This is a genomic window from Paenibacillus glycinis, from assembly GCF_009909185.1.
Taxonomy (GTDB): Bacteria; Bacillota; Bacilli; order Paenibacillales; family Paenibacillaceae; genus Paenibacillus_Z; species Paenibacillus_Z glycinis.
In genome coordinates this window covers 529,730-555,783 of record NZ_JAAAMV010000002.1, presented here as the reverse complement: position 1 = coordinate 555,783, position 26,054 = coordinate 529,730, and the positions used below count along the sequence as shown (strand labels likewise).

At 60.6% G+C, this 26,054-nt stretch carries 23 protein-coding genes; 15 read left to right on the top strand and 8 right to left on the bottom strand.

Features of this window, described 5'->3' with window-relative positions:
- The first annotated feature begins 229 nt into the window (after window positions 1-229).
- From GT019_RS06555 to GT019_RS32625, 5 genes are all read left to right on the top strand, one after another.
- A complete protein-coding gene (locus tag GT019_RS06555; protein ID WP_161742047.1) occupies window positions 230-1,240 on the top strand; it encodes an ABC transporter substrate-binding protein in 1,011 nt (336 codons plus the stop codon).
- A gap of 5 nt (window positions 1,241-1,245) precedes the next feature.
- Window positions 1,246-2,061: an ABC transporter ATP-binding protein gene (locus GT019_RS06550; protein ID WP_161742045.1), complete on the top strand. Its 816-nt coding sequence runs from the start codon at window positions 1,246-1,248 to the stop codon at window positions 2,059-2,061.
- Complete coding sequence (locus GT019_RS06545) at window positions 2,036-2,842, top strand: ABC transporter permease (RefSeq protein ID WP_161742044.1); 807 nt, start codon at window positions 2,036-2,038, stop codon at window positions 2,840-2,842. The genes GT019_RS06550 and GT019_RS06545 overlap by 26 nt, the downstream gene beginning before the upstream one ends.
- A gap of 162 nt (window positions 2,843-3,004) precedes the next feature.
- Complete coding sequence (locus tag GT019_RS06540; protein WP_161742042.1) at window positions 3,005-3,877, top strand: helix-turn-helix domain-containing protein; 873 nt, start codon at window positions 3,005-3,007, stop codon at window positions 3,875-3,877.
- Between the two features lie 150 nt (window positions 3,878-4,027).
- The gene (locus GT019_RS32625; protein ID WP_161742040.1) at window positions 4,028-5,011 is read left to right on the top strand and encodes an alpha/beta fold hydrolase; all 984 of its coding nucleotides are present in this window, start codon (window positions 4,028-4,030) and stop codon (window positions 5,009-5,011) included.
- 221 nt (window positions 5,012-5,232) lie between these two features.
- Here GT019_RS32625 and GT019_RS06530 read toward each other — a convergent pair whose 3' ends face one another.
- Window positions 5,233-6,846, bottom strand: coding sequence for a family 10 glycosylhydrolase (locus tag GT019_RS06530; RefSeq protein WP_161742170.1), 1,614 nt, complete (start codon window positions 6,844-6,846; stop codon window positions 5,233-5,235).
- A 321-nt stretch (window positions 6,847-7,167) separates the two neighbouring features.
- Between GT019_RS06530 and speD the strand changes: the two genes are divergently transcribed.
- From speD to GT019_RS06515, 3 genes are all read left to right on the top strand, one after another.
- Entirely contained in the window at window positions 7,168-7,980 is an 813-nt protein-coding gene (speD, locus tag GT019_RS06525; protein WP_161742038.1) for an adenosylmethionine decarboxylase, read from the top strand.
- A gap of 15 nt (window positions 7,981-7,995) precedes the next feature.
- Window positions 7,996-9,303 carry a thioredoxin domain-containing protein gene (locus GT019_RS06520; RefSeq protein ID WP_161742036.1) on the top strand — a complete coding sequence of 436 codons (1,308 nt, stop codon included), beginning with the start codon at window positions 7,996-7,998 and terminating at the stop codon, window positions 9,301-9,303.
- A gap of 342 nt (window positions 9,304-9,645) precedes the next feature.
- Window positions 9,646-12,000 (top strand): putative bifunctional diguanylate cyclase/phosphodiesterase, encoded by a 2,355-nt coding sequence (locus tag GT019_RS06515; RefSeq protein WP_161742034.1) that lies wholly within the window; start codon window positions 9,646-9,648, stop codon window positions 11,998-12,000.
- A 75-nt stretch (window positions 12,001-12,075) separates the two neighbouring features.
- Here the strand turns inward: GT019_RS06515 and ytxJ are convergent, their stop codons facing one another.
- The 4 genes from ytxJ to GT019_RS06495 all read right to left on the bottom strand — a co-directional run bounded on the left by ytxJ (window position 12,076) and on the right by GT019_RS06495 (window position 15,308).
- Window positions 12,076-12,423 carry a bacillithiol system redox-active protein YtxJ gene (ytxJ, locus tag GT019_RS06510; protein ID WP_161742032.1) on the bottom strand — a complete coding sequence of 116 codons (348 nt, stop codon included), beginning with the start codon at window positions 12,421-12,423 and terminating at the stop codon, window positions 12,076-12,078.
- Between the two features lie 96 nt (window positions 12,424-12,519).
- Entirely contained in the window at window positions 12,520-14,445 is a 1,926-nt protein-coding gene (locus GT019_RS06505) for a glycosyl hydrolase family 18 protein (protein ID WP_161742030.1), read from the bottom strand.
- A 147-nt stretch (window positions 14,446-14,592) separates the two neighbouring features.
- The gene (locus GT019_RS06500; RefSeq protein WP_161742028.1) at window positions 14,593-14,871 is read right to left on the bottom strand and encodes a YxcD family protein; all 279 of its coding nucleotides are present in this window, start codon (window positions 14,869-14,871) and stop codon (window positions 14,593-14,595) included.
- Between the two features lie 2 nt (window positions 14,872-14,873).
- Window positions 14,874-15,308 (bottom strand): hypothetical protein, encoded by a 435-nt coding sequence (locus GT019_RS06495; RefSeq protein WP_161742026.1) that lies wholly within the window; start codon window positions 15,306-15,308, stop codon window positions 14,874-14,876.
- A gap of 131 nt (window positions 15,309-15,439) precedes the next feature.
- On the opposite strand from GT019_RS06495, the gene GT019_RS06490 reads away from it, so the two are divergent.
- Entirely contained in the window at window positions 15,440-15,970 is a 531-nt protein-coding gene (locus tag GT019_RS06490) for a DUF309 domain-containing protein (RefSeq protein ID WP_161742024.1), read from the top strand.
- Between the two features lie 129 nt (window positions 15,971-16,099).
- Here the strand turns inward: GT019_RS06490 and GT019_RS06485 are convergent, their stop codons facing one another.
- Both GT019_RS06485 and GT019_RS06480 read right to left on the bottom strand, forming a co-directional pair.
- Window positions 16,100-16,693, bottom strand: coding sequence for a beta-class carbonic anhydrase (locus tag GT019_RS06485; protein ID WP_407945063.1), 594 nt, complete (start codon window positions 16,691-16,693; stop codon window positions 16,100-16,102).
- A gap of 58 nt (window positions 16,694-16,751) precedes the next feature.
- Entirely contained in the window at window positions 16,752-17,075 is a 324-nt protein-coding gene (locus tag GT019_RS06480; protein ID WP_161742020.1) for an iron-sulfur cluster biosynthesis family protein, read from the bottom strand.
- Between the two features lie 118 nt (window positions 17,076-17,193).
- Here GT019_RS06480 and GT019_RS06475 point away from each other — a divergent pair, with 118 nt between their 5' ends.
- Complete coding sequence (locus tag GT019_RS06475) at window positions 17,194-18,711, top strand: carboxypeptidase M32 (protein WP_161742018.1); 1,518 nt, start codon at window positions 17,194-17,196, stop codon at window positions 18,709-18,711.
- A gap of 132 nt (window positions 18,712-18,843) precedes the next feature.
- Here GT019_RS06475 and GT019_RS06470 read toward each other — a convergent pair whose 3' ends face one another.
- Entirely contained in the window at window positions 18,844-19,695 is an 852-nt protein-coding gene (locus GT019_RS06470) for a helix-turn-helix transcriptional regulator (RefSeq protein WP_161742016.1), read from the bottom strand.
- A gap of 125 nt (window positions 19,696-19,820) precedes the next feature.
- Here GT019_RS06470 and fabF point away from each other — a divergent pair, with 125 nt between their 5' ends.
- From fabF to GT019_RS32440, 5 genes are all read left to right on the top strand, one after another.
- Entirely contained in the window at window positions 19,821-21,068 is a 1,248-nt protein-coding gene (gene fabF / locus GT019_RS06465) for a beta-ketoacyl-ACP synthase II (protein WP_161742014.1), read from the top strand.
- Window positions 21,069-21,136: 68 nt separating this feature from the next.
- The gene (locus tag GT019_RS06460) at window positions 21,137-22,126 is read left to right on the top strand and encodes an aromatic acid exporter family protein (protein ID WP_161742013.1); all 990 of its coding nucleotides are present in this window, start codon (window positions 21,137-21,139) and stop codon (window positions 22,124-22,126) included.
- 105 nt (window positions 22,127-22,231) lie between these two features.
- Window positions 22,232-23,599, top strand: coding sequence for a YVTN family beta-propeller repeat protein (locus GT019_RS06455; protein WP_161742011.1), 1,368 nt, complete (start codon window positions 22,232-22,234; stop codon window positions 23,597-23,599).
- 269 nt (window positions 23,600-23,868) lie between these two features.
- Entirely contained in the window at window positions 23,869-24,423 is a 555-nt protein-coding gene (locus GT019_RS06450; RefSeq protein ID WP_161742009.1) for an outer spore coat protein CotE, read from the top strand.
- Between the two features lie 140 nt (window positions 24,424-24,563).
- Entirely contained in the window at window positions 24,564-25,964 is a 1,401-nt protein-coding gene (locus tag GT019_RS32440) for a putative amidoligase domain-containing protein (protein ID WP_161742007.1), read from the top strand.
- Window positions 25,965-26,054: the final 90 nt, after the last annotated feature.

Here is a 26,054-nt window from a genome sequence, read left to right as displayed (position 1 = left end):
ACCGCCGATGGCGCTATCGTGTCAGATAGAATAACAATCTTCTCCCGATTCGGAATCGAAAACGCGGCCGACGACGAACCTCGGACCCGGGCTTTGAATAGGATATTACCTATTCAAAGCTCTTTTTGCGTTCGCGGAGGGCGCGCGAATATACCGGTTCCGGGCGAACCGTTCACATACGGCGTTTCGCAAGCAGAGAGCCACCCATACCGATGAAGGAGAGAACACTATGAGCAGAACGATCAAGCCGGTGCTGCTGTTGCTGGCGACCATGCTGCTGGCGTTGACCGCGGCCTGCGGAAGCAGCTCGGGAAAGGAAGAATTGACCACCGTCAAGTTTTCCGAAGTCATCCGTTCGATATTTTACGCGCCGCATTACGTCGCCATGTCGCAGGGCTTTTTCAAGGAACAGGGCCTTAACGTCGACATGAACACCGCGCAGGGCTCCGACAAGGGCGCGGCCGCGCTCATCGCCGGCACGGCGGACGTTTCCATGGTCGGACCGGAGACGACGATCTACATCTACAATCAGAAAGGCGACAAAACGCTGAAGGTGTTCCATCAGCTGACGGCCAAGGACGGCTCGTTCCTGCTGTCTCGGGAGAAAATCGAGAACTTCGCGTGGAGCGACCTCGCGGGCAAGACGGTCATCGGCTGGCGTCCGGGAAGCTCGCCGCAGATGGTGCTGAATTCCATGCTGCTGAAGGAGCAGGTGTCCGGCGTCAACGTCGTGACGAATATCGCGTCGACCGCGATGGCGGGCGCGTTCACGAGCGGCCAAGGCGATTTCATCCAAGTATTCGAGCCGATCGCCTCGACGCTCGTCAATGAAGGCAAAGCGTATTACGTGACCTCCCTCGGCGAAGATTTCGGCGCTTATCCGGAAACCTCGTACGTGGCGACGTCCGATTACATCAAAGCGCACCCGGATGTCCTCAAGAAATTCACGGCCGCGGTCGCCGAAGGCGCCAAGTGGCTGAACACCGCTTCCGACGACGAGATCGCGAAGGCGCTCCGGCCGTTCTTCGAAGGCACGCCGGACGATCTTATCCTCCAATCGGTCAACCGGTACAAGGCGCAGGGCACATGGCCGACCGATCCCGAGCTGACGCAGGATCAATTCGATATTCTGCAAAACGTGCTCGTGGAGAACGGCGTGCTGAAGGCGGAAGACAAGGTGACGAAGATGGACGACATCGTCGACATGAGCTTCGTGCGGCAGCTCGGAAAGTCGGACTGACCGCGATGGCGCGCAGGGAAAGCGGCACGCGGGAGACGAACGGCGAGCATATCCGGCTGAGCGGCGTCGGGCTCAGCTACTTCACGCCGAGAGAAGAGACCGAGGCCTTGCGCGACGTCGAGCTCTCGATCGGCAAGGGCGAGTTCATCAGCATCGTAGGGCCGAGCGGCTGCGGCAAAAGCACGCTGCTCTCCCTCGTCTCGGGCATGCTGAAGCCGACGAAGGGAAAGGTGTCGATCGACGGCGCCGAGGTGACGGGGCCATCCGCCAAGGTCGGTTACATGCTGCAGCACGACCATCTGTTCGAATGGCGCGACGTGCTCGGCAACGTGACCGTGGGCGCCGAGATTCGGCGGATGGAGAAGGCGGCGGCGAAGCGAAGGGGAGCGGAGCTGTTGGAGCGGTACGGGCTCGGCGACTTCATCCGCCACGCGCCCGTCCAGCTGTCCGGCGGGATGCGCCAGCGGGTGGCGCTCATCCGGACGCTCGTGGCGGAGCCGGATATTCTGCTGCTGGACGAACCGTTCTCCGCGCTCGATTACCAGACCCGGCTTACGCTCTCGGAGGAAGTGTTCCATATCATCAAGGACCAAGGCAAGACGGCGGTGCTCGTCACGCACGACCTGTCCGAGGCGATCAGCATGGCGGACCGGGTCATGGTGATGTCGAAGCGGCCGAGCACGATCTCCGCGGTCCATAATATCGTCTTCGACGAAGGCGAGGGACTGTCGCCGTGGAGCAAACGCCAGGCGGCCAAGTACCACGATTATTTCAACGCCATCTGGAAGGAGCTCGATGACCATGCCGTCTCCGCTCTATGAACGCTATCTCCGCATCCAAAAGCGCAGGCAGCGGCTGATCTGGCTGACCCGGCTCGTGCTGCTGGCGGCATTCCTCGTGCTCTGGGAGCTTGCGGCCGATTGGAAATGGGTCGATTCCATGCTGACGAGCAAGCCGTCCCAGCTGTGGGGCTCCTTCCGCGAGCTGGCGATGGAGGGGAGCCTGTTCCGCCACGTTTGGATCTCCGCGCAGGAGACCTTGATCGGCATCGCCGTCTCCATGGCCGTCGGCACGCTGGTCGCGATGCTGTTCTGGTGGTCGACGTTCGCGTCCAAGGTGCTCGAGCCGTACATGGTCGTGCTGAACGCGCTGCCGAAGGTAGCGCTCGGTCCGATCTTCTTCATCTGGCTCGGGGACCGCTACTCGGTGTACGGGATGGCGGTGGCGATCTCGGTCATCGTGACGATCATCATGATCGAGAACGGGTTCAAGGACATCAGCCGCACCAAGCTGAAGCTGATGGAATCGTTCGGCGCGTCCAAGCTGCAAATGCTGCGCATGGTGCTGCTGCCGGCTAGCGTGCCGCATTTTATCGCGACGCTGAAGGTCAACGTCGGGCTGACGCTGGTCGGCGTCATCATGGGCGAGTTTCTGTCCTCGAAAGCGGGGCTGGGGTACCTCATCATCTACGGCGGCCAAGTCTTCCAGATGAACCTGGTCATGGTCAGCATCGCCATGCTCGCGCTGCTCTCGATCGCGCTGTACGGCGTCGTGAACGTCTTGGAGCGGTACGCGCGCAAGAAATATCATCATGAATCGTAACGGATCATCGGACGGGAACATGTTGCTCGGCAAACGCTGCAGGCGCATACGGGAAGCGAGCCACGCCAAGGGGAGAACGGGCGTGGCTCATTGGTGTGCTTCCCGCTGCATATCGGGTATGATGGATGCATATCATTCTTCCAACCGAAGCGGGGAATAAGCATGTTGATGCAGCAATTTCGCCCCCATCCGTCATTAAGCCCCTATATCGAGAGCCTGCTGCTGCAGGAAGATCTTAATGCCGTCAATTACGCCAACTTGACGCCCGTGAACGTGCTGCCGTCGACGCTCGCCGTCATCGGCATTCAGTACGGCAGCCGGATGAAGGCGATCGGAACGCAAGGCGAGCAGCTTCTCGGGACGAGCGGCATCGCGGGCTTGCAGACGACCTTCAAGCAGTACGTCGGCACGGGCGGCATCGGGACGATCATCGTGCGTTTCAAGCCGGGCGGGCTGGCGGCGTTCACGCCGTACCCGATCCAGGCGTTTCAGGACGCGAACGTCGACCTGCATGCGGTCTTCCCGCCGGGTCTCGTCGGCGAGATGGAGGAGCGGCTGCGGGAGGCGGGAACGGCCCATGCGCTCATTGCCGTCGTACAGGCCTTCCTGCGGGCCGTTTTGACGCGGCGCGACCGGGAGCCGTGGATCGCCGAAGCGGCGAGGCTGATCGAGCTCCATCGCGGCGGCGTGTCCATCGAGCGGGTGGCAGGCGAGTTCTACGTCAGCAAGCGAACGCTGGAACGGAAATTCAACGAGCTCGTCGACATTTCGCCCAAGAAATTCGCGGGGATCGTCCGGTTTCAGCATGCGGTGCGGCTTCGCAAGACGGGCCGCGATTACTTGGATATCGTGACGTTGTGCGGGTTCGCCGACCATGCCCATTTCGCGCATGCGTTCAAAAGCTTCACGGGACTGCGGCCGGAGCTGTTCTTCTCCGGCGGGGAGGAGTCGGAGCTGGCGAAGCGATTCAACGGAAAGGGCGCCGATTCCCCGGATGGGCCGGATTCGCCTGACGGGCCGGCGATGTATAGATAGCATGCTATCCTCCCGCTTGGCGCGCGGGCGGCGAGGGCATGCTTTTTTGTTTGGCGGTAAACTTGTCGCATTTATACAATGCGCCTTCTCCGCGGCATGATAAGATCTGGACATAGGCACGATCATTCATGACCAAGGAGCTGTTGAATCATGTCCAATCGCGACATGCTGCCCGCGGGCAGCGCGTATCCCTTCGAATCCCGCTATCTCGCGATCGACGGCCATCGTCTGCATTATATCGATCATGGCTCGGGCAATCCCGTGCTGCTGCTGCACGGCAATCCGACCTGGTCGTACATGTATCGGAATATCATTCCGCACCTGGACGCGTCCGCCCGCTGCATCGCGCTCGATCTGATCGGCATGGGTTTGTCCGACAAGCCGGACATCGGCTACACGTTCCGGGAACACGCGGAATACGTCAGCCGGTTCATCGAACGAATGGACCTGCGCGATCTCGTTATCGTCGGCCATGACTGGGGAATGGCGATCGGGCTGCAGTACGCGATGCGCCGTCCGGATAACGTGCGCGCCGTCGCGATGCTCGAGCCGCAGGCGCTGTATCCGTGCCCCGGATTGGTCGGCGTTCACCCCCGACGAATCGCGGGAGCTGTTCCGAACGCTGCGGGATCCGCAGGCGCGCTGGCCGTTCATGCGGGACAGCAACCCGTTCGTCGAAGGCATGCCGCATATCGTCATCAACCGGACGCTGACGCCCGAAGAACACGAGCGGTACCGGGAGCCGTTCCGCGAGCCGGAGCATCGCAAGCCGTCGTGGGTATTCCCGAACCAGATCCCGATCGAAGGCACGCCGGAGGAAGTCGTGCAAGCCGTCGAAACGCGCAATGCCTGGTTAACCGGCACCGATATGCCCAAGCTGCTGTTCCATGCCTCGCCCGGCTGCACGATTCGCGAGCCGCAGCTGGATTGGTGCCGGACGAATCTGCGCAACTTGACCTGCTTCGAAATCGGCAAGGGCTTTCACCACCTGACGGAGGAGAATCCCCATGCGATCGGGCAGGAGCTGCAGCGATGGCTGAGCGAGATCAACGCCGGACAGCGGCATACGGGCGGTTGAGCCGGATCAACGCCGTATTGTGGTACGAGCGGCGGAGCCGGACGAAAGCCGGATAACGAGGTGCGCACGGCTGGGCCGGATCAATACCTGCAGCGGCATACGAGCGGCTGAGCCGGATCAATGCCGAAATCGCGACATGCGAACGGCTTACCGGATCGAGAAACGGCCGTCGGCCGGCTCGATCCTGAACACGCGCACGCGCGCAATAAGCCCCGGAAACCATCGGTCCGATGGTCTCCGGGGCTTATTCGTGCTGTTCTTGCGTCCGCCAGGCCGGTTACTTGCCGGCCGCGTAGTAGCCGCGGAGCGCGTCGGCGATGCCGAGCGGATTGCCGCGCAAATCTTTGGCGCTGAAGAAGATGTCGCCGTCCACTTCCGCATGGGTATTGTTGTAGTCCAACTGATGGATGATTTCGTTCGACGACTGCCAACCGATCTCCGCGGTGCCCAGTTTGTAAGGCGAGTGGCCGATGTAGAGGTCGACGTCGGTGCCCTTCACCTCGTTCGACCACCAGTCCACCAGCTTGCCGTAAGGCGCCGCGATCGTATCGAAGCTCCAGTAGAGCTGAGGCGCGACGTAATCGATCCATTCGTTCTTGATCCAGGTCCGGACGTCGGCATACATGTTATCGTAGTCGGTTACGCCCGCGCGGGTAGGCGAGCCGGTGGGATCGACGTTGCTGTTGCGCCATACGCCGAACGGACTGATGCCGAACCGGACGGCCGGCTTGACGGCATGGATCGAGATTCCCAGCTGGCTGACGAGCGCGTTCACGTTGGCGCGCCGCCAATCCGCCACGGACAGGATCAGCGGATTATTGGCCGTGAAGGAAGCCGAATCCGGGAAGTCGCCGCTGGACGGATAGAAATAATCGTCCAAGTGGACGCCGTCGATGTCGTATCCGCGAACGACCTCCATGATCGTGTCGATAATATGCTGGCGCGCGGCGGGAATGCCGGGATTGAGATACGGTTTTCCGCCCGAGTAGACGATCCACTCCGGGTGCTGCACGATGACCTGGTTCGGCGCGAGCTTGTCGGTCTTGGCATCGAGGCCGGCTCGGAACGGGTTGAACCAAGCATGGAATTGCATCCCGCGCTTATGCGTCTCCTCGATCATGAACGCAAGCGGATCGTACGTCGGCGCCTTGCCCTGCGTGCCCGTCAAATAGCTCGACCACGGCACGAGCGAGGACGCGTAGAAAGCATCGCCGGCCGCCCGCACCTGCACGAATACGGCGTTCATTCCCATGCCCTGCAGATCATCCAGGAGCTTAACGAATTCCGCCTTTTGTTTGTCGGCGTTCCCCGCGGACTGCGCGCTGGGCCAGTCCAAATTGTACACCGTCGAGATCCAGGCGCCTCGGAGCGAGCCGGAGTCGGGTTCGTGTCCGGATCCGGGATCGGTTCCGGTTCCGGGGTCCGTACTTGGATCGGTCCCAGGGTCGGTTCCGGGATCGGTGCCCGGATCGGAGCCGGGAGCGGAAGCGTCGGTCTCGAAGAGAGAGATCGTTCGGAGCGCGGGATCCCAATTCACCGTCAGCCCGAGGGACTCGCCCACGAATCGCAGCGGGACCATCGCTCTGCCCGAGATGATTTGAACGGAGCCGTCCAGCTTGACCTGCCGACCGTCGACGACGGCGGAGCTCTGACCGCTCTGCAGCGCAATAAAGGTGCCCGATCGTTGAATGGCGACGGAGCGCGTCCGCTGATTCCAATCGACGACGGCGCCGAGCCCTTCGCTGATCACGCGGAGGGGCACCATCGTGATGTTCAGCTTCGGTACGATATAGGGAGGGACATCGGCGGCGAGCTGTCCGCCTTCGAGGTAGATGGCGATTTCTTGATTCGCCGGCGCGGCGCCGGAAGCGGCGTTCGCATCAGGCGGCATATAAGCCGATTGAGCGAAGAGCAGGGCGAGCAGGAGACAATGGATTCGTAACAAGCGCGGAAACCGGCGAAAAAATGAGTGTGACATAGTTCCTCCTAAATGTTGTTAAAAGGTTAGACGAGGGAAAGCCCCTTGAAGTTGCGGTCGCGGTCGAAACGAAGACGGCTGCCGGCCGGACGTTACGAGGGGGTTAGGACGAAGCGGATCGGGTAAATAGGTTGTGGGATGTCGAATTATGGCATAGAACCGCAACCGGCGTAGCAACCTATGTGCAGCCGGCACGATACTTCGCGCGAAGCGCGGTACTTTGGAGGGATACGGATGAAATTGACGTCGGAGCAGCGCGTCACCCTGCATGGCTTCAACAATTTGACCAAGTCGCTCAGCTTCAACATGTACGATATCTGCTACACGAAGACCAAGGAAGAGCGCGAAGCGTACATCGCCTACATCGACCAACAATACAACGCGGACCGCTTGACCGCCATCCTGAATGCGGTCGCCGACATCATCGGCGCGCACGTGCTGAACATCGCCAAGCAGGATTACGAGCCGCAGGGCGCGAGCGTGACCATGCTGGTCTCGGAAGGACCGATCGAGCAAGCGCCGCATGAATCGTTCGAGGAGTCGCCCGGTCCGCTGCCGGGTGCGGTCGTGATGCATTTGAACACCAGCCACATCACCGTGCACACGTATCCCGAATATCACCCGGACGAGGGCATCAGCACCTTCCGGGCCGATATCGATGTCTCCACCTGCGGCGAGATCTCCCCGCTCAAGGCGCTGAACTACCTCATACGCTCCTTCGATACCGACATCATGACGATGGATTACCGGGTCCGGGGGTTCACGCGCGACATCAGCGGGCATAAGCTGTTCATCGACCATGAGATCAGCTCCATCCAAAACTACATCCCGACCGAGATTCAAGCTATGTACCACATGATCGACGTGAACGTGTATCAGGAAAATATTTTTCATACCAAATGCAAGCTGCGCGAATTCGATCTGAACAACTATCTGTTCGGGTACGCGAAGGATACGCTGAGCAAGGAAGAGCAGCAGGAAATCGAGAAAAGCGTCAAATGGGAAATGGACGAAATTTTCTACGGGAAAAACATGATCTTTGCCTGAGAGCGGGGTGGCTGAGTGGCAACGAACCGCAAGCCCAATCGGTTGAGCGCCGAGAAATCGCCGTATTTGCTGCAGCATGCGCACAATCCGGTCGATTGGCATTTGTGGGGAGAGGAAGCGTTCGATAAAGCGAAGCGCGATGACAAGACCGCCTTTCTCTCGATCGGCTACGGTACCTGCCACGCTTGCCACGTCATGGAGCGGGAGTCGTTCGCGGACGAAGAGGTCGCGGAGCTCCTGAACCGGGCGTTCGTCGCGATCCTGGTCGACCGGGAGGAACGTCCGGATCTCGACCATCTGTTCATGGCCGTCTGCCAGGCGATGACCGGGCAGGGCGGTTGGCCGCTTACGCTGCTGCTGACCCCGGACAAGAAGCCGTTCTTCGCGGGCACGTATTTTCCGAAGGAGCGGCAGATGGGCCGTTACGGCCTGATGGACATCCTCGGTCAAATGGCCGTTCGGTGGCGCGACGACATCGGCGACGTGCTCGTGATCGGCGGCCAGGTCATGGAGCAGCTGAACGAACCCATGCTGGCCCGCCAACCGGGCGAGTGGGATATCTCGCTTGCGGGACAAGCGTACGATCGGTTGGAGCGGCTGTTCGACCAGGTGAACGGCGGATTCGGCGGCGCGCCGAAATTCCCGAATCCGCATCAATTATCGTTTCTGATGGCGTATTCGCGGCGGTTCGACGAGCCGCTCGCGCAGTACATGGCGGAAATGACGCTTGCGGGCATGGCGCGCGGCGGCATTCACGATCATATCGGCTTCGGCTTTGCGCGGTATTCCGCCGATGCCGAATGGCGCGTGCCTCATTTCGAGAAAATGCTTTACGATAACGCGCTGCTCGCCATGGCGTACCTGGAAGCCTGCCAGCTGACGAACCAACCGGTCTACCGGACGACGGCGGAGCGGATATTCGCCTACGTCCCGCGCGAGATGACGGACGCCGAAGGCGGGTTTTACGCCGCGGAAGACGCGGACTCGGAAGGCGAGGAGGGAAGATACTACGTCTGGTCGCCGGAGGAAATCATCGATGCGGCCGGCGTCGGCCCGGGGGAGCGATACTGGCGGGTATATAACGTCACGGACGCGGGCAATTTCCATGGGGCCAGCGTCCCGAACCTGATCGAAGCGGACCTGGACCGGCTCGCCGCCGAGTTCGATATGGCGCCGGATGCGCTGGCCACGAGCTCGAGCGCACGCGAGCGCTGCTCTTCGCGGCGCGCAGAGAGCGCATCCCGCCCCTCAAGGACGATAAAGTTCGCCTGCGAAGCGACGGCATCGTCGGCCGACGAGCTTGCGCGGCTGCTGCATGGCTAGTCCGTCGCTTTTTCTTGCGGGAACGGCTGCGGCAGCACGGCAAGGATGCCGTCCGCCGCGCCGCTTCCTATCGCGATATTCGCCATCGCCGATCGTTTCCGTTGTCGAAATTTGACGTAAGTCGGCGGTGTGATTTCCCTAAATTCCCAATTTAGTAGGATGTTGATGCAATTAGGTCATTAAGACTAGTTAAATTCTTCAAACTTGCATTGAAAAGCGGCGAATAACAGGTATAATTTAGCTCGAAGGTATTGATTGCGACAAATTTCGCGTAGGACTTTGGTTATACATTCGATAGCGGCAGGGGGTGAACTTATCGTTTTCGCCGGGCATCTCCTTCTCATGTTGGCGCCGATTTTGTTCCTGTTTTACGCATCGGTCGTGATTTACCGCAGAAATCCCGCCGGATGGGAGAATCGGACGGCCAGTTTCGTCATGCTGCTGCTGCTCGCGCTGTTTGTCGTCGATTTCGCCCAGCTGATCGTTCCGCACGCGCATGTTCCGATGTTGACGGCCGCTCTTAAGTATCCGCTGGCGCTGCTCTCGGGCGGCGCGAGCGTATGCCTGCACGCGATGATCACGCGCAAGTACCATCGCATCCCCATGGCTGCCGTCATCGCCGCGGGATTGCTGCCGGCGGCGGCCTACCTGGCGCAGCTTGCCCTGCACGGATCTGCCTACTTCATCGTCCGCGTCGATGCAGACGGTCCTTGGACATGGGAAGAGCCAAGCCGGGCGCTCGACGCGTACTTGCTGGTCATCGTCTTCTTCTCGCTGCTGAACGCCTCGCTGGCCTATCGGGCTTGGCGCCGTTCGGACGCGCGATTCGACAGGAACCGATTTCTGATTCTGATCCGAACGGATCTCATCTTCCTGGGCACTTCCGCCGCGACCGCGGGCATCGGCGCCTTCGTGCGGCTGCATGCTTTCCTGCCGTCGACCTACACGCTGCTTCCCGGCCTGGCATGGGGATTGTCGATCGGCCTCATGATGATCGACGCCGATTTTCTGCCGCGGCCGATCCGCAGGTACGAGGCGTTGTTCCGTATGTCGCCGGCGCCGATATTGATCCTCGACGGCGAGGCGCGGATTCGGGAGGCCAATCCCAAAGCGAAGGAATTGTTCGGCATCGGCGAGGAAGGGCGGCGCGTCCATGCGCTGGAATCGTTCTTCACCCCCGAGGACCGCGAGCTGTTCCGCGATATGTACCTGCCGCGCTTTCCGAACATCAGCTGGCAGGGCAAGGAGATGGCCATGCGCGGGAAGGACGGGCAGCCGATCAGCGTCCTGCTCGACATGGAGATGATGGCGGAGAACGGAGTGCCCTACGGCCTCGCCATCATACGCGACATTACGCAGCGCAAGGACATCGAGCGGCAAACGGATTATTTGGCGCATCACGACGTGTTGACGGGCTTGCGCAATCGGTCGGCCTTCAAGAAGGCCCTGGATGAAGCGCTGGCGGCCAAATCCGGCGCGACCACGTTCGATGCCGTGCTGCTCGTCGATCTGGACCGGTTTAAGCTGATCAACGATACGCTCGGCCACCAATGCGGGGACGACGTTCTTAAGATCATCGCGGCCCGGTTTCGCGAATGCTTGGACGAAGGAGCGCTCCTCGCCAGGGCGGGGGGCGACGAATTCATGATTCTCGTGCGGGGCGCCGCGGAATACGACGAAATCATTCGAATCGCCGAGAAATTGCAGCATGCGCTCGAGTCGCCCGTCTTATTGCTGGGGGCCGAGTATTACATAACCGCGAGCGTCGGCATCAGCCTCTTTCCCGGCGACGGCGTGACGGCGGACGCCATCATCAAGAACTCGGATATCGCCATGTACCACGCCAAATCAAGCGGAGGCAGCCAGTACCGCTTCTTCTCGAAGGAGCTGAACGCCTCCATCCAACGGATGGTCGACATGGAAGCGAGCCTGCGCCGGGCCTTCGACGAGAACGAATTTTACGTGGCGTACCAGCCGCAGATCGATATCGAAAGCGGGGCGACGATCGGAGCGGAGGCGCTGGTCCGCTGGAATTCCAAGGAATACGGCATCGTATCCCCGGCCGATTTTATCCCGCTGGCGGAACAAACGGGGCTTATTCTGAAGCTGGGGCAGTGGGTGCTCGAGGAAGCCTGCCGGGAAGCGAAGCGATGGGAGCGCGCGGGCCGGACGTCGCTGACGATATCGGTGAACGTGTCCGCCAAGCAGTTCAAGCAGCCGGATTTCGTCGACATCGTCAAGGGCATCTTGCATTCGACCGGATTGAATCCGGCGAAGCTGTGCATCGAGATCACCGAGAGCGTCGTCATCGATAAGCTGATGTTTACGCTCAAGCTGCTCGACGAGCTGGCGGCGATGGGCATCGGCATATCGATCGACGACTTCGGGACGGGCTATTCCTCCTTGAGCCTGCTGCGGCAGCTGCCGATTTCCATGATCAAGATCGACAAGTCGTTCGTCGCTGAGATGGTCGAGGAGCGCTCGGTGCGCGCCGTCGTTGCCGCGATGATCACGATGACGCATCATCTCGGCATCACGGTCGTCGCCGAAGGGATCGAGTCGGAACAGCAGATGGCATGGCTTCGGGAGATGGGCTGCGACAAAGGCCAGGGCTATTACATCGACAAGCCGCTGTCGGCGGAGCGCATGCAAGCGAGGCTGAAGGAAACGCCCGCGATAACGAAGATCACCTCCTGACGGAACGAAAGAAGCCCCGGGCCGAAGCGTATCGATTACGCTTGCCCGGGGCTTCCTTGTCTTTGTAGGAGGAGGTTAATTCATGACCGCATTCATATGCGCTTCCGTAATGGACCAGTGCGACGCCGTCCAATATTTCGCCTTGTCTTTCACGAGAATGACCTGCGGCGATTCATGCTTGACGGAGACGTCCTCGGCGATTTGGTTGGAGACGGGACGGGACTCGATGACTTTCACGAGCACGTAGTCCGTGTCGGCGGATGCCGCGTCGCTGTTCAGATAGTTCGAGAACTCGCTGAACGCGTTCGCGCTCACCGGGCAGGTCGTGCTGTGCTTGAAGACAAGCAGCGGGCGGGAGGCGGAGCCTTCCAGCGCGGCGTTCCAATCTTCGATGGACGTAATTTCTTTGTAGTGTTGCGACATGGCGCATTCTCCTAACTGTTATGAAATGAGTTACAGTACCTCGTGCTCACATCATACCACATTCGATTGCCCCAACACCACTCGTCCGCGCCGCCGTTATTTCTGCAGCAGCATCGCGTTCCACAGATCGGCCTGCTCGAAGCCGAGTCGCCAGGCGGCAACCCCGGCCAAATCGTATTTCTTGGCGATCGCGAGCCGCGCTTTCACCGTTTCCGGCGTTTCCGCCCAGAATACGTGGGTATAGCCGTCGTGACCGCCATACGTGTATTTCATTTGGCCGGATACGGAATCGAAGACGCCTTTGGCCCCGGTGGTCTGGATCAGATCGGAGAGGTTGCGCATGATGAGGGCTTGGCTGTCGATCAGCTTGCCGGAGCCGTCGATGCGCCATTCGCGCGCGTAGAACGGGATGCCGAGCATCAGCTTGCCGCGGGGAATCCCGTACGACAGAAATTGCTTCACGCCTTCCTCCACCCATGCAAGCTCCGCGACGGAGCCGGCGTCGTCGCCGCCTTCCCAGTGCTGGTCGTAAGCCATCATCATGATCATGTCGACGATGCCTGCCAGCGCCTGTTGATCGTAAGCCGTCTGCGCATCCCACAGCACGTCGCCGCGCGGCAAGTCCACGGACACGGAGAGTCCGGCTTTATGGGCGGCGGACGTCAGCGACCGGATGAATTCCGTGTACAAGGCGCGATCGCCGCCCGCGAGGCCTTCGAAATCGACATTGACGCCGGCGACGCGCAGCGCGGACAGTTTGGCGACCAGATTCGCGATGAATCTCGACTTCGCCGCCGCGCTGCGCAGAAACGCGCTGGTCAGCTTGCTGTCGAACTGGTTGCTGACCAGCGGCGTGAGCTTGATGCCGGTCGGGCGAAGCGCTTCGACGAGCGCGGGATCGGAACCGTCCGATATCGTTCCGCTCGCGTCCGCAAGCTCGAACCAGGACGGCGAATCGATATCCAAGCCCTGCGTTCGGCCAAGCTGATCCAGCACCGTCGCCGTGCTCGAGGTGCCGTTCCAGCCGAGATACAGCAGCTTTTTCGCGTTGCTCCAGACCGACCGGCCGTCCGCCGTTTTGACGACGGCATCCTTGAACTGGGCGGCGTATTGAACAGCGCTCTTTCGGGTATGGAAGGACTTGAGGGGCTTGTCCCCTTGAGAAACGGTCAAATAAGGCATGTTCGTCCACCATGTCGCGCCGTCCTTCGCGACGGTCGCGCCGGACAGGGTCTTGGCATACGCGATGGCGCTGTAAATGCTGAAGTAGGAGCCGAGCGCCTTGCCCGATTGAGTGACCGCGAACGCAGGAATATTGCTATGTACCACCTGGTTCGTCAGCGTATTGACGACCGTGCTGCCCGCCATCCCGGCAGAGGCGCGAATGGCATCGAGCAGGAAGCCGTACGACTTGCCGCCGATCGGCGCGCCGTCCTTGAGCACGCTGTACTTCGGGGTAGTCTGGCGCTGCGCGGCTTCTTGGGCATCCGTAATATTGTCCCATACCCATTGATTGCTGGACAAATCCATGATGTGCACGCCGGCGAACGACTTGGCTGCTTGCTTGGCATCCGCGAGCGTGGCGAACGACCAAGCGGCTAGCGATTTGTCGCCCTGATACATCCGAAAGTTCGGAAAAACGCTTTCAACGAAACCCGGAGCTTCCAAGTCGCGGATCTGGGCGAAGCGGGTTTTCTTGGCGAATTGCTCGGCTTCTTGCAGCGTTTTGAATTCGCGGCCCGGGGACGAGACGCCGTTCTCGTAAACTTTATACCGCGGCCAATTGTCCCAGACCCAAGCGCGGCCGGTGATTTTCTCGACATGGGCATAGGCGAACGACTTGGCGTAGCTGATCGCGCTTGAACTGGCGGCGAAATCCCGGATGGCTTTATCGTTCTGATAGACGCGGTAATTCGCGGTGCCGGAGGCGGCGTGCGCTTCCGACAGGCCGAACGTCGTCAAACCGGCTTGAAAGGCCAGGACAACGGCAAGCGTGGCGGTCCATTTGATGCGGTTTGGCATATGCGTGTACAACACTCCTCTCCAGACGTATATCGTTAGACGCAGAAGAGGGGTCCTGGTTGCGATAATTCGACAAAATTCGATAATATGGTTTCGCAACGCAAAAAAAGGGGCAGCCCCAAAGCTGCGCCCTTCATTCGCGATCCATTAATCTTCGATGTCCGCCCAAAATTCCTCGTCCGCGTCCAGCGTGATCTGGGAACGGAATTTGCGGATCTGATATTGTTTGTAGAGATACTGCTCGATCGCTTCCAGCAAATTGGCTTCGACCAAATACTGACTGCGGCCATTCACCCACACTTCGGCGGTAAAGCCGTATTGTTCCTCCCATGACAGCTGAACTTCGACATCCGTCGGCGAGACGCCTCTGCGTTCTGCCATATGGAGGCAAACGGCATTAATGATCTCGTCCGTATAGAGACGCATGATTAATAGGGTCTCCGGTTGCCGGGATGGGCCGGTTTCTTACGGTTTCTGAAATAGCGCACGATGCCGCTGATCGCCATGATGACGACATAGATGGCCAGGATGTTGACGAGCAAGCCGACGATATTGCCGAAAAAGCCCATGTTGCCGAACAAGCCGCCGAACATCAGGCCCGCCAAGCCGCCGATCATGAGTCCTTTCATGAAACTGCCTCCGCTGAAGAATCCGCGATTCGCGTTCGTCGTCGTGCCGGCTTTCGTGGTACCGGTGCCGGAATTGCTCTTGTTGATATTATCCGCGGGCTTGGACGGCGCCGGCGTGTAGCTCTGCCGCGGCGATGATTTGATTCCGCCCCCGCGCGGCCTGGCATCTGCCGTGCTTGCGGTGAACACGAAGAACAGCGCGAACGCCATCAATACTAAAATCCCCTTCTTCATCTGAAAGTCTCCTCCTGTTAATCTGCTTCGTCTAGATTTATTGCGCCTTGGTACATTTACGTTTAATATAATCAAAGGTTTCAGTTTTCATTCTTCATTGTAGAAGACGGCGGCGAAAATGGGGGATTGCGATGCGAAACGGCCGGTATCCGGAGGCTTACGAGTCTTTTCTATACGAGTTCCATGCCACGAGAGACTATTTCGAATGCCACGAGCTGCTGGAGGAATATTGGAAGGACCATGCCGGGGACGGCTTCGCGGACGTCTGGGTCGGCTTGATTCAGCTGGCGGTCGGTTGCTACCATTATCGCCGGGGCAATCGGCGGGGCGCCGCGATGATGTTCCGTCAATCCCGCAATCGGCTGGCTGCGCGGCAGCTGGAGGAGCTGGCGATCGACGGTCCGGCTTTGACGGCCATGCTGGACGGCGTCATGGCGGCCGTCGAGCGCGGCGAGCCGTTCGCCGATCTGAACCTTCCGCTCGCGGACGGCCGATTGCTCGAACGGCTGCACGCGGCAGCCGCGGCGAACGGGCATGCTTGGGGAGCGCCGAGCGGAACGGACGAGGCGCTGATTCACCGGCATGCGCGCCGGGACCGCAGCGAGGTCATTGCCGCGAGGGCGGCAGCCGCGGAGGCGAAGAAGAGGCGGCTGGCCGATTGACGGCCGGCTCGCTGATCGACGCCGCAGCATGCACCGCGATGATATCCTTATCTAATGAATAAAAAGCTTCGCTTCGCACGGCGACGACGCAACCGTGCAAAGCGAAGCTTTTTTGTTTTATGCCTTGTCTTATGCCGTTACCTCTTGCTTGTAGCCGTCGACGACGACGTCCAGCTTGCCCGTCGTCGGGTGAATGATCATGCCGTGCACCGGAGTGCCGGGCGGCAGCAGCGGATGGTTCTTGATGATGCCCACGCTTCGCTCGACGCTTTCCTGCACGTTGTCGAAGCCGGTCAGCCAGCGCTCCAGGTGCATGCCGGAGTTGTTTAGCGTGCGGATCGTTTCCTGCGATATGTTTCTCTCCAGCATGTGCTGGATCACCAGCTCCGAATTCAAGCCCGTCATGCCGCACTCATGGTGGCCGATGACGAGGACCTCCTCGGCGCCCAGCTCGTATACGGCGACGAGAATGCTGCGCATGATGTTGCCGAACGGCTGGGTGACGATCGCGCCGGCGTTCTTGATGATCTTGGCGTCGCCGTTGCGCAGGTTGAGCGCCTTCGGCAGCAGCTCGGTCAGGCGCGCGTCCATGCAGGTCACGATGGCGATTTTTTTGTCGGGGAACTTCGTGGTCCGGTATTGCTCGTAATCGCGATTCTCCACGAACTGCGCATTAAAGGCTAGGATGTTTTCAACTGTACTCAAGCGAGCTCCTCCTCCCATGCACGACGCATGCATGTCTATAGTTTCTTTGGCCTTCCTGAAGGACGGCAAAAGGCGTTCAACTCAATTTCAGCAGGCGCAAATTCGCGGTGTAAATCTGGCTGTCGCTCTTCAGGACGAAGGCGTTGCGCGACGCGTTATAATCGATCTTGAGCTCCGGTTCGAAGAACACCTCGTAATTCGGCTCGTACCATACCGGGTAGGGCGCCCCTTCGCCGAGCTTGTCGTTCGGGTCCGGCTCGCGGACGAGGGCCAGGGTGGGAACGCCGTTCATGACGCAGCCGCAGCCCTCCGTATCGTACAGCAGCTTCAGGCTTTTGCCGCCTTCGGCAAGCGGCTCGCGCAATCGTTCCGCGGCGTTCGATGTAAAGGTAAAATGCATGATCAGGACTCCTTCCGCTTGTACGCCATCTGAAACAGGATTAAAGTTGATTATACGGTTTGCAAAAAGTATGATCAAGTAGCAGTGCGATAACGGGTAGGGAAAGGTGATGATCGGAATGACGACCATGCAAGAAAACGGAGTCCTTCAACAGTTTACGGAGCGAATCGGCCTTATCAAGAGTTACGAAGAAGCGCTGGCCGTCCTGTATTGGGATTTGCGGACGGGAGCGCCGCGCAAGGGGATGGAAGTCCGTTCCGAGGCCATCGGCAATTTGTCCGGTCAGATGTTCAAGCTGTCCACGGCGCCGGAGCTCGGCGAATGGCTGACGTCGCTTGAAGAACCGGCTACATACGCGGAATTGAACGACGTGCATCGGAGGCTCGTGAAGGAGACGCGCAAGGAGTACGACCGCAGCGTCAAAATCCCGCCGAAGCTGTACCAGGAATACGTCGTGCTGACCTCGCAGGCGGAGTCCATGTGGGAAGAAGCGAAGAAAAGCAGCGACTATGCGTCGTTCGAGCCGTATTTGGACAAAATCATTACCTATACGAATCAATTCATCGATTTATGGGGCGTGAAGGGCACGCGCTACGATACGCTGCTGGATATGTACGAGCCCGGCATGACGACGGAGCAGTTGGACCGGGTGTTCGGCGGCTTGCGCGAGAAGCTCGTGCCGCTGTCCGCGGCGATCGCCGCTTCGCCGCATCAGCCCGAGACCGGCTTCCTGGAGCAAACCTACGCGAAGGAGGCGCAGAAGAAGTTCAGCCTGTTCATTCTCGAACAGATGGGCTTCGATTTCGCGGCCGGCCGTTTGGACGAGAGCGCGCATCCGTTCGCGACGGGCCTCAATCCGGGCGACGTGCGGATTACGACGCGTTACCTGACGGACGACGTGACGAGCGCGCTGTTCGGCACGATTCACGAAGGCGGCCATGCGCTGTACGAGCAGAATATCCGCAAGGATCTGGTCGGCACGACGCTCGCGACGGGAACGTCGATGGGCATCCACGAATCGCAGTCGCGGTTCTGGGAGAACGTGATCGGCCGCTCGATGAGCTTCTGGAGCCGTTATTACGGCGACCTGCAGCAGCATTTCCCGGGGCAGCTGGAGGTGTCCGTGGAAGACTTCTACCGCGCGACCAACGTCGTGCAGCCGTCGCTGATCCGGATCGAAGCGGACGAATTGACCTATAACCTGCATATCATCATCCGCTACGAGATCGAGAAACTAATCTTCAACGAAGGCGTGAAGGCTTCCGAGCTCCCCGCGCTGTGGAACGCGAAGTACAAGGAATACCTCGGCATCGAGCCGGAGCATGACGGCGAAGGCGTGCTGCAGGACGTGCACTGGTCCGGCGGGGCGTTCGGCTACTTCCCTTCGTATTCGCTCGGCAATATGTACGCGGCGCAATTCACGGATACGCTCGAGCGCGAGCTGCCGGATTTCTGGGAGCTGGTCGAGAAGGGCGATTTGCATCCGATCAAAGCGTGGCTGACGGACAAAGTCTATCAGTACGGCAAGCTCAGAACGCCGTCCGAGCTGATCGAGGGCATCACGGGCAAGCCGCTCGACCCCGATTACCTCGTCGCGTATTTGAAGAAGAAATACACCGCCATTTACAAGCTGTAATCGTCAACCGCAGCAGCAAAGGCCGCTTTCGCCGTACGGGCGAAGGCGGCTTTTTCGTTTCGATGATTTCACTTATGGCGTGGACTTGCTTTTTACTGAGGCGACCTACCTTTTACCGAAGAGACCTACCTCTTACTGAGGCGACTTTCCTTTCTCCATCAGCTGTCTGAGCTTCGTCTCCGTCGGGGAATCGGGATCGGGCGTGTAGATGCTGCAGCGCAGGTCGGAATTGCCCTGCAGCTGCAGGGAAGTGAGATGGAACAGCATTTTGCCCGCCCTGGCATGCCGGAATTCGATCAGCACCTCGGGGGCCGCGCTGACCCGGCTCTTCTCCCACAGCGGGTTGAAATCGGGATAGGCGGCGGTCATGTCGCGGAGAAACGTCTCGTACCAATCGTCGTCGACGTACTGTCCGTAGTAAGCGCGGAAGATCGCCAGAAACCCGCTGATGAAATGCTCCCAATTGCCGGCCAGACGGCGGAATTCCTTGCGTTCGAACAGCAGCGCGATCATGTTGCGCTTCTCCGCCGGAATGCGCTCGAAATCCATGAACACGTGGGAAGCCGCTTCGTTCCAGCCGACGATATGGCAGTGCCGGTCCGAGATGATCGTCGGGCAGGTCTGAAGCTCGTCCAGGATGCGGCGCAGCGGCGGGCTGATGCCGGCCGTATCTTCGCGCAGCGAAGAAGGACCGGCGCCCGATTCCAAGGCGAGGGCGAACAGGTATTTCCGCTCGTCGGCATCGAGGCGCAGCGCGGAGGACACGGCTTCCAGCACGGAAGCGGACACTTTGATGTCGCGCCCCTGCTCCAGCCAGGTGTACCAGGTCGGACTGACGCCGGCGAGCTGGGCGACCTCCTCGCGGCGCAGTCCCGGCGTCCGGCGTCGCGTCCCGGGGGTCAATCCGGCATCCTGCGGCGACAGCTTGGCGCGCTGCGCCATGAGAAAGCTGGAGAGGGCTTTTAATCTCGTAGGCTGGTTCATGGCAAGGCTCCTTTGGAACGCGTCATAATGTAGTAGTGACTATACTAGGATAATTGACAACTTGTAATAGGATAACATGTATGTCAACATAGCACCACAAGGCAAGCTGAAGGAGGAAGTCGGCAATGGAGAAAGTATTCATCACGGGCATGGGGACCGTTTCCCCGCTGGGAAACACGGTGGAAGGTTACTGGGAGGCTTTGAAGCGGGGAGCGTCCGGCGTCGGACCGATCGACCGGTTCGATACGGAGAGGCATAAGACGCGCATCGCGGGACTCGTCAAGGATTTCGATGCCGAAGCGCTGTTCGGGAGAAAGGAAGCGCGGCGCATGGACCGCTTCTGCCAGTTTGCCCTGGCGGCCGCGGATCAAGCCTGGTCCGATGCGGGGCTCGATGCCGATTCCATCGATGCCGAGCGCGTGGGCGTTTACGTCGGCTCGGGCATCGGCGGTCTGGATACGCTGCTCGCGCAGGACGCGGTGCTTCAGGAACGCGGGCCGGACCGCGTCAGCCCGACGCTCGTCCCCATGATGATCGCCAACATGGCGGCGGCGATGATCAGCATCCGCTTCGGGCTGCATGGCCCGACGATGGCACCGGTGACGGCCTGCTCCATCGGCAATACGTCGATCGGCGAGGCGTTCCGGCTGATCCGGTACGGACTGGCCGACGTGGTCATCGCCGGCGGAACGGAAGCGGCCGTCAACGAGATATCGCTCGCGAGCTTCAGCAACGCGACGGCGTTGTCCGGGCGCAACGACGAACCGGCAAAGGCCAGCCGGCCGTTCGACGGCGGACGCGACGGATTCGTCATGGCGGAGGGAGCCGGCATCGTCGTCCTGGAATCCGAGTCGCATGCCCGCAAGCGGAACGCGCGGACGTATGCGGAGGTTATCGGCTACGGGGCCAGTTCCGACGCGTATCATATGGTCGCGACGCATCCGGAAGGCTACGGTCCGTACCTCGCCATGAAAGCCGCGCTCAAGGAAGCGGGAATCGGCACGGAGCAGGTGGACGTGATTTTCGCGCACGCGACCAGCACGGAGCTCGGCGATTTGTCGGAGACGCGGGCGATCAAGCGCCTCTTCGGCGAGCGGGCTTACGACATCCCGGTGACGGCGGTGAAATCGATGACCGGCCATATGCTGGGCGCAGCCGGCGGCACGCAGGCCATCGCGCTGGCGAAGAGCCTGCAGGAGGGACTGATCCCGCCGACGATCAATCTGGAAACGCCGGATCCCGAATGCGACCTGGATTACGTGCCTCTCGCGGCCAGGCAGGCGAAGCTCTCCATCGGCGTCAGCAATTCCTTCGGCTTCGGCGGCCACAATGCCGTCATCGTCTTGAAATCGGTTGACTCGCCGCAAGCGTGAGGGGTACCATAGGAAGAACAATTCAAGCCGGGGCGGTTGCGTCCCCGGCTTTTTTATAGGAGAAGCGCATGGGAATTCGAGTGATCAAAACCGCGATAGCCGCGCTCGGCGCATTGTATACCGCATACTATCTGGGGCTGAATCCGGCGCTGTCCGCCGGCTTGCTTGCCATTCTCGGCGTGGAGGTGACGCGGAAGCGCGGCTTGAAGAGCGCCTTGATCCGCATCGCCGCTTCCGTGCTTGGACTGGCGTTCGCGTCGCTGCTGTTTCTGACGCTCGGCTTTCGCCTGTGGACGATCTCGATCTTTATCCTGTTGACGATTCCGGTCCTGTCGCGGGCCGGCTTGAAGGACGGCATCGCGACGAGCGCCGTTATCGTCTTCCACGTCTACGCGCGCGCGGAAGTGACCCTCGGGCTGATCGGCAACGAGATCATGCTGCTGCTCACGGGCCTCGGCTGGGCGACGGTCATCAATTTGATCTATATGCCGAAGGACGACCTCAAGCTGCTCGAGCTTCGTCATGAGACGGAAGAGAACTTCGCGGCGATATTCCGGAAGCTGGCCCAAACGCTCCGCGCGCCGACGCCCGTCTGGGACGGGCAGGAGCTGCTCGATGCCGGCCATGCCATCGAAGAAGGAAGCCGCCGCGCGGAGATCAACCGCGAGAACCGGATCTGGGCGCACGGCGGCGACAGCCGATACTGGTCGCGTTACTTCGATATGCGACAGCTGCAGTTGGAAACGATCGGGCAGATGCTGTCCCATCTGTCGTTCGTCTACGAATCGCTGCCGCAAGGCGAGCATGCCGCCGAATTGTTCGACCATCTGTCCGGCGACGTCAAATCCGCCGTCTACGAGGGCGGCGTGGAGGATATGATCAAGCTGCTGGAAGCGCGGTTCAAGATCATGCCGCTGCCCGTTACGCGCGAGGAATTCGAAATGCGGGCTGCGCTTTTCCTCCTGCTGCAGGATTTGAAGCGCTACTTGGCGATCGCGAAACGGCTCAAGAAGCAGAAGAGCGGCGAGCCGGCCGCCGCCGATAACGAACCCGCGTAGCGCCGAGATGCCGCCGGGCTTCGGACATAACGGGGGAGTTGTCCAAACCGCTTCTTGAACGCATGCATATCATGACCTATATGACATGTTCAAGGGGGAATGCCCATGCCTGTTTACGATACCGGCCCCATCGAAAATCGTTCGCCCCGCACGACCAGTCTCGTGATCCGGCTCATGAACGGCGGAAGGGACAACGCGATCGCCTCCATCCAGGCGTATACCGTCGCTTCCGCTTCGGAAGGGTTCAGCAATCCGATCGTCTACGAGGTCTATCTTGTTCATTTGTTTCCTTTCAACACGCAGGAGAGCACGTTTTCGCTCGTGGATCTCCCGGCCGATCTCGACGTCTTCGGCGTGCGGGTCGTCACGAGCGGGCTGGCGGGCGATAACGTGTCCGTGGCGGTGACCCAAATCGGCGCAGGCGGTACCGTGATTGCCGCGCGCGACTTGACGGGGGAACTGGCGCGCGTCGGACGGCTGTTGTTTGCCTACAACGCCAATAATAGCCAGGATACGTTAACGGTGGTCAATACGGAAGCCAATACGATCGCGGCGACGGTCGCCTTGCCCGCGGGCAGCAGTCCGATCGGGGTCGCGATCACGTCAGACGGAACGCGCGCGTACGTCGCGAATTTCGGCTCCGATTCCGTTGCGGTCGTGGACACGGCTTCCAATGCCGTAACCGCGTCGATCGCGTTGACGCCCGGGAGCACGCCGGCGGGGATCGCCGTTACGCCCGATAGCCTTTTCGCGTACGCGGGCAATTTGGGCAACGACACCGTCTCGGTCATCGATACCGTCGCCAACGTTTTGCTGACGGACATCCAGCTTGCCGCCGGCAGCAGGCCATTCGGGTTGGCCGTGACGCCGGACGGCCTTCGCGTCTACGTCGCGGAGAGCGGACTGAATGCCATTGCCATCATCTCGACGGTGACCAATTCCGTCATCGGCACCATTCCTTTGCTGGATGCGCTTCTGCCGATCGCGGTCGCGTTTCTGCCCGACGGCAGCCGCGCGTACGTCGTCAACCAAAACAGCGATTCCGTCACGGTCGTCGATACGGCGTCCGACGCGATCGTGACGACGATAATGGCCGGCGTCTTGCCGTTCGGCGTCGCCGTCTCTCCGGACGGATCGCGGGCGTTCGTCGCCGGCAATCTTTCGAATTCCGTCATCGTCATCAATACGGCGACCGATGCGGTACTCATGGAAATCACGACCGCGGGCAGACCGGTTTCCGCGGCTTTTACGCCGGACGGCGAACTGGCTTACGTATCCACGCAGCTCAACCGACGCGATCGCCGTCATCGACGTCGCGGCCGGGACGGTAATCGCCACGCTTCCGGCGGGCCTCGCCTCGCGTTCGATCGCGATTACGCCGATCCTATTGTTCTGAAGCCGCCTACCGCAAGGAAAACGGCAGGATCGGGCGGCCGGGAGTCATCGAAACAAGCGTCGAACCATACAATATAATAGTCGGGCACACGAAAACGGCGGTCCGGCAGCGGCCGCCTTTTCGCTTTGGCCGGAAGAAGCCGTCCGATCGCGAAAGCTTCGAAAACGGCCGATCGCGCAAGGCGAAGCCTCGCTTCCGAGCCGCCTTGCATGCGATCGATTCCCGTTCTATCCATAAATTCCGGCACTCAAAGAACAATATCTATTTGTTCTTCTTAGTTTAATCAACAAACGCCTATGTCCTGCATACACTTTAATTGAATGATTGTATGGAGGAGGTTAGATCGATGGCTTATGCAGATAAACAGCTTAAGGCTAGAGAAATCATTACCAAAGCTGTCTGCGGAAAAGGTCGTAAGTTTTCCACAGTAACCCACAACGTTACGCCGCCCCATCATCCCACGAGCATCTTGGGCGCATGGATTATTAACCATCAATACGAGGCGGTCCGTTCAGGGGACGGGATCGAGGTTATCGGTACTTACGATATCAACATTTGGTATTCTTACAACAAAAACTCGCAAACCGACGTAGCTAAAGAAACGCTTTCTTACGTCGAGCACGTGCCGCTTTCCTATCTCGATCCGAAGCACCGGGCTTCGACCGAGGAAGTGTCCGCGGAATCGACGCAGGAGCCAAATTGCATCGAAGCCAATATTTCGTCCAGCGGTTCGGGCGTCGTCATTCGCGTGGAGCGCGAATTCGCGGTCGAGCTGATCGCCGAGACGAAAATATGGGTTGCGACGCTGCCGGGCGGCAACGACGACGGCAAAGATTTCGAGTACGGGGACGACGGCGATTTCGAAGATTTGGATCCGGAACTGCTCGACGACGAACTGTAATTCTCGCGGGTTACTGGTCTGATGTATCGTATGCGCGGGCAGGGAAAGATTCGAGGGCGAGAGCCCTCTTTTTTTTCCGGAAATACAATCATTCGCGGATAAATTCGAAACGGACGGAGTGTTGGCCGGTGGCGGGCAGCGTGTGGTTATGGGATGGAAAAGCTTACCGCCTCTGCGCGGGCCGGCAGGCGGCGGGGGATGAGGGCGCCGAACCGGACGGCGGCGATGCCGTCTTGCTCGGGGCGGGCGGTTCCGGCGAGGCGTTCGCCGAGCGGCTGCGAGACCGGCGAACGCTCGTCCTGAACGCCGGCGCGTCCGCGTTTGCCGGCTGGAGCCGGCAGGAGATCGTTCGGCGTTTGCGTCGCGCGGGCGCAGCCGTTCAAGCTCCGGATCAACCGAGCGCGCGGCGGTACGCGGTAGCGCTGTTTCACCTGCTGCCGCTCGCGGTCGAGATGACCGGCGCCAGGGGACGAGCCTTGCGCCCGAACCGGCCGTCGCCGGAGCCGTGGACGGAGCCGCACCTTGTGCCAGAGCAGGATGCCCGTTACCGTCCGCTCGTAAGGTTGGCGGCGCGCGCCTTGTACGCTTGCGGCCTGGACAACGGAATCGTCGAATTGGCGGAGGACGACGCCGGGAAGTGCGCCGTTGCCGGGATACGGCTGCCGGAGGAGACGGATTACATGCGCGGCATATGGCGCGATGCGGCGAACGGCTTGGCCCGGCAACTGCTCGCGTCGGCCGAATCCGCCCGAACCGAAGCCGATCCGGCCATACTCCTGGGCGCCGATCCCGAATTCCTGCTGCTATCGGAAGAAGGCAAGGTCGTGTCCGCGGCGCGGTATCTGGAGGGCGGGCACGGCGCCGGCTGCGACGCGGTCTTGGTCGGCGGACAGGTCAAGTACCCGATCGCCGAGCTGCGTCCGGCGCCGGCTGCGACGCCCGAAGGCTTGGCGCGCAATCTGCGGGCGCTGCTGCGCCGGGCCGCGCTCCTTATCCCGGACCGGCCGCCGCTGCGCTGGGCGGCGGGGGGGATGCCGGCCGCGGGCTTCTCGCTCGGCGGCCATCTGCATCTGAGCGGCGTGCCGCTGACCGGCAGGCTGCTGCGCCAGCTCGACAGCTACGTCGCGTTTCCGCTCGCGATGATCGAATCGCCGGCCGAGCGCGCGAGGCGGCCGCGCTACGGCGCGCTCGGCGATTTTCGGCTGCAGCCGCACGGCGGCTTCGAGTACCGGACGCTGCCGAGCTGGCTCGCTTCGCCGCTCGCCGCGAAGGGCGCCTTCGCGCTGGCGCTGCTTTGCGCCAAGGAGAGCGGTTCGCTGGCGTATTTGCCGTCCGAGGACGAGCCTTATCTAGCGGCCTACTATGCGGGGGATCGCCAGGCGCTGGCCGGCTGCCTCGACCGGCTCGCCGCGTCGATGGCGGGCACGCGGTCTTACGCGGAGCTGGCCCGGTGGATCGAGCCGCTGCTGGCGGCGATTCGCTCGGGGCGGACCTGGGATGCCGGGGCGGACATTCGCGCAAAATGGCGGGTAAGCCGATAGACTTGCGGGAGCGCTCCAAGAGGGGGCGCTTTTCTGCTATAATGGAGCTCTGGTGTTTGATGCACGATTAATCGATATAGGAGGGGCCGC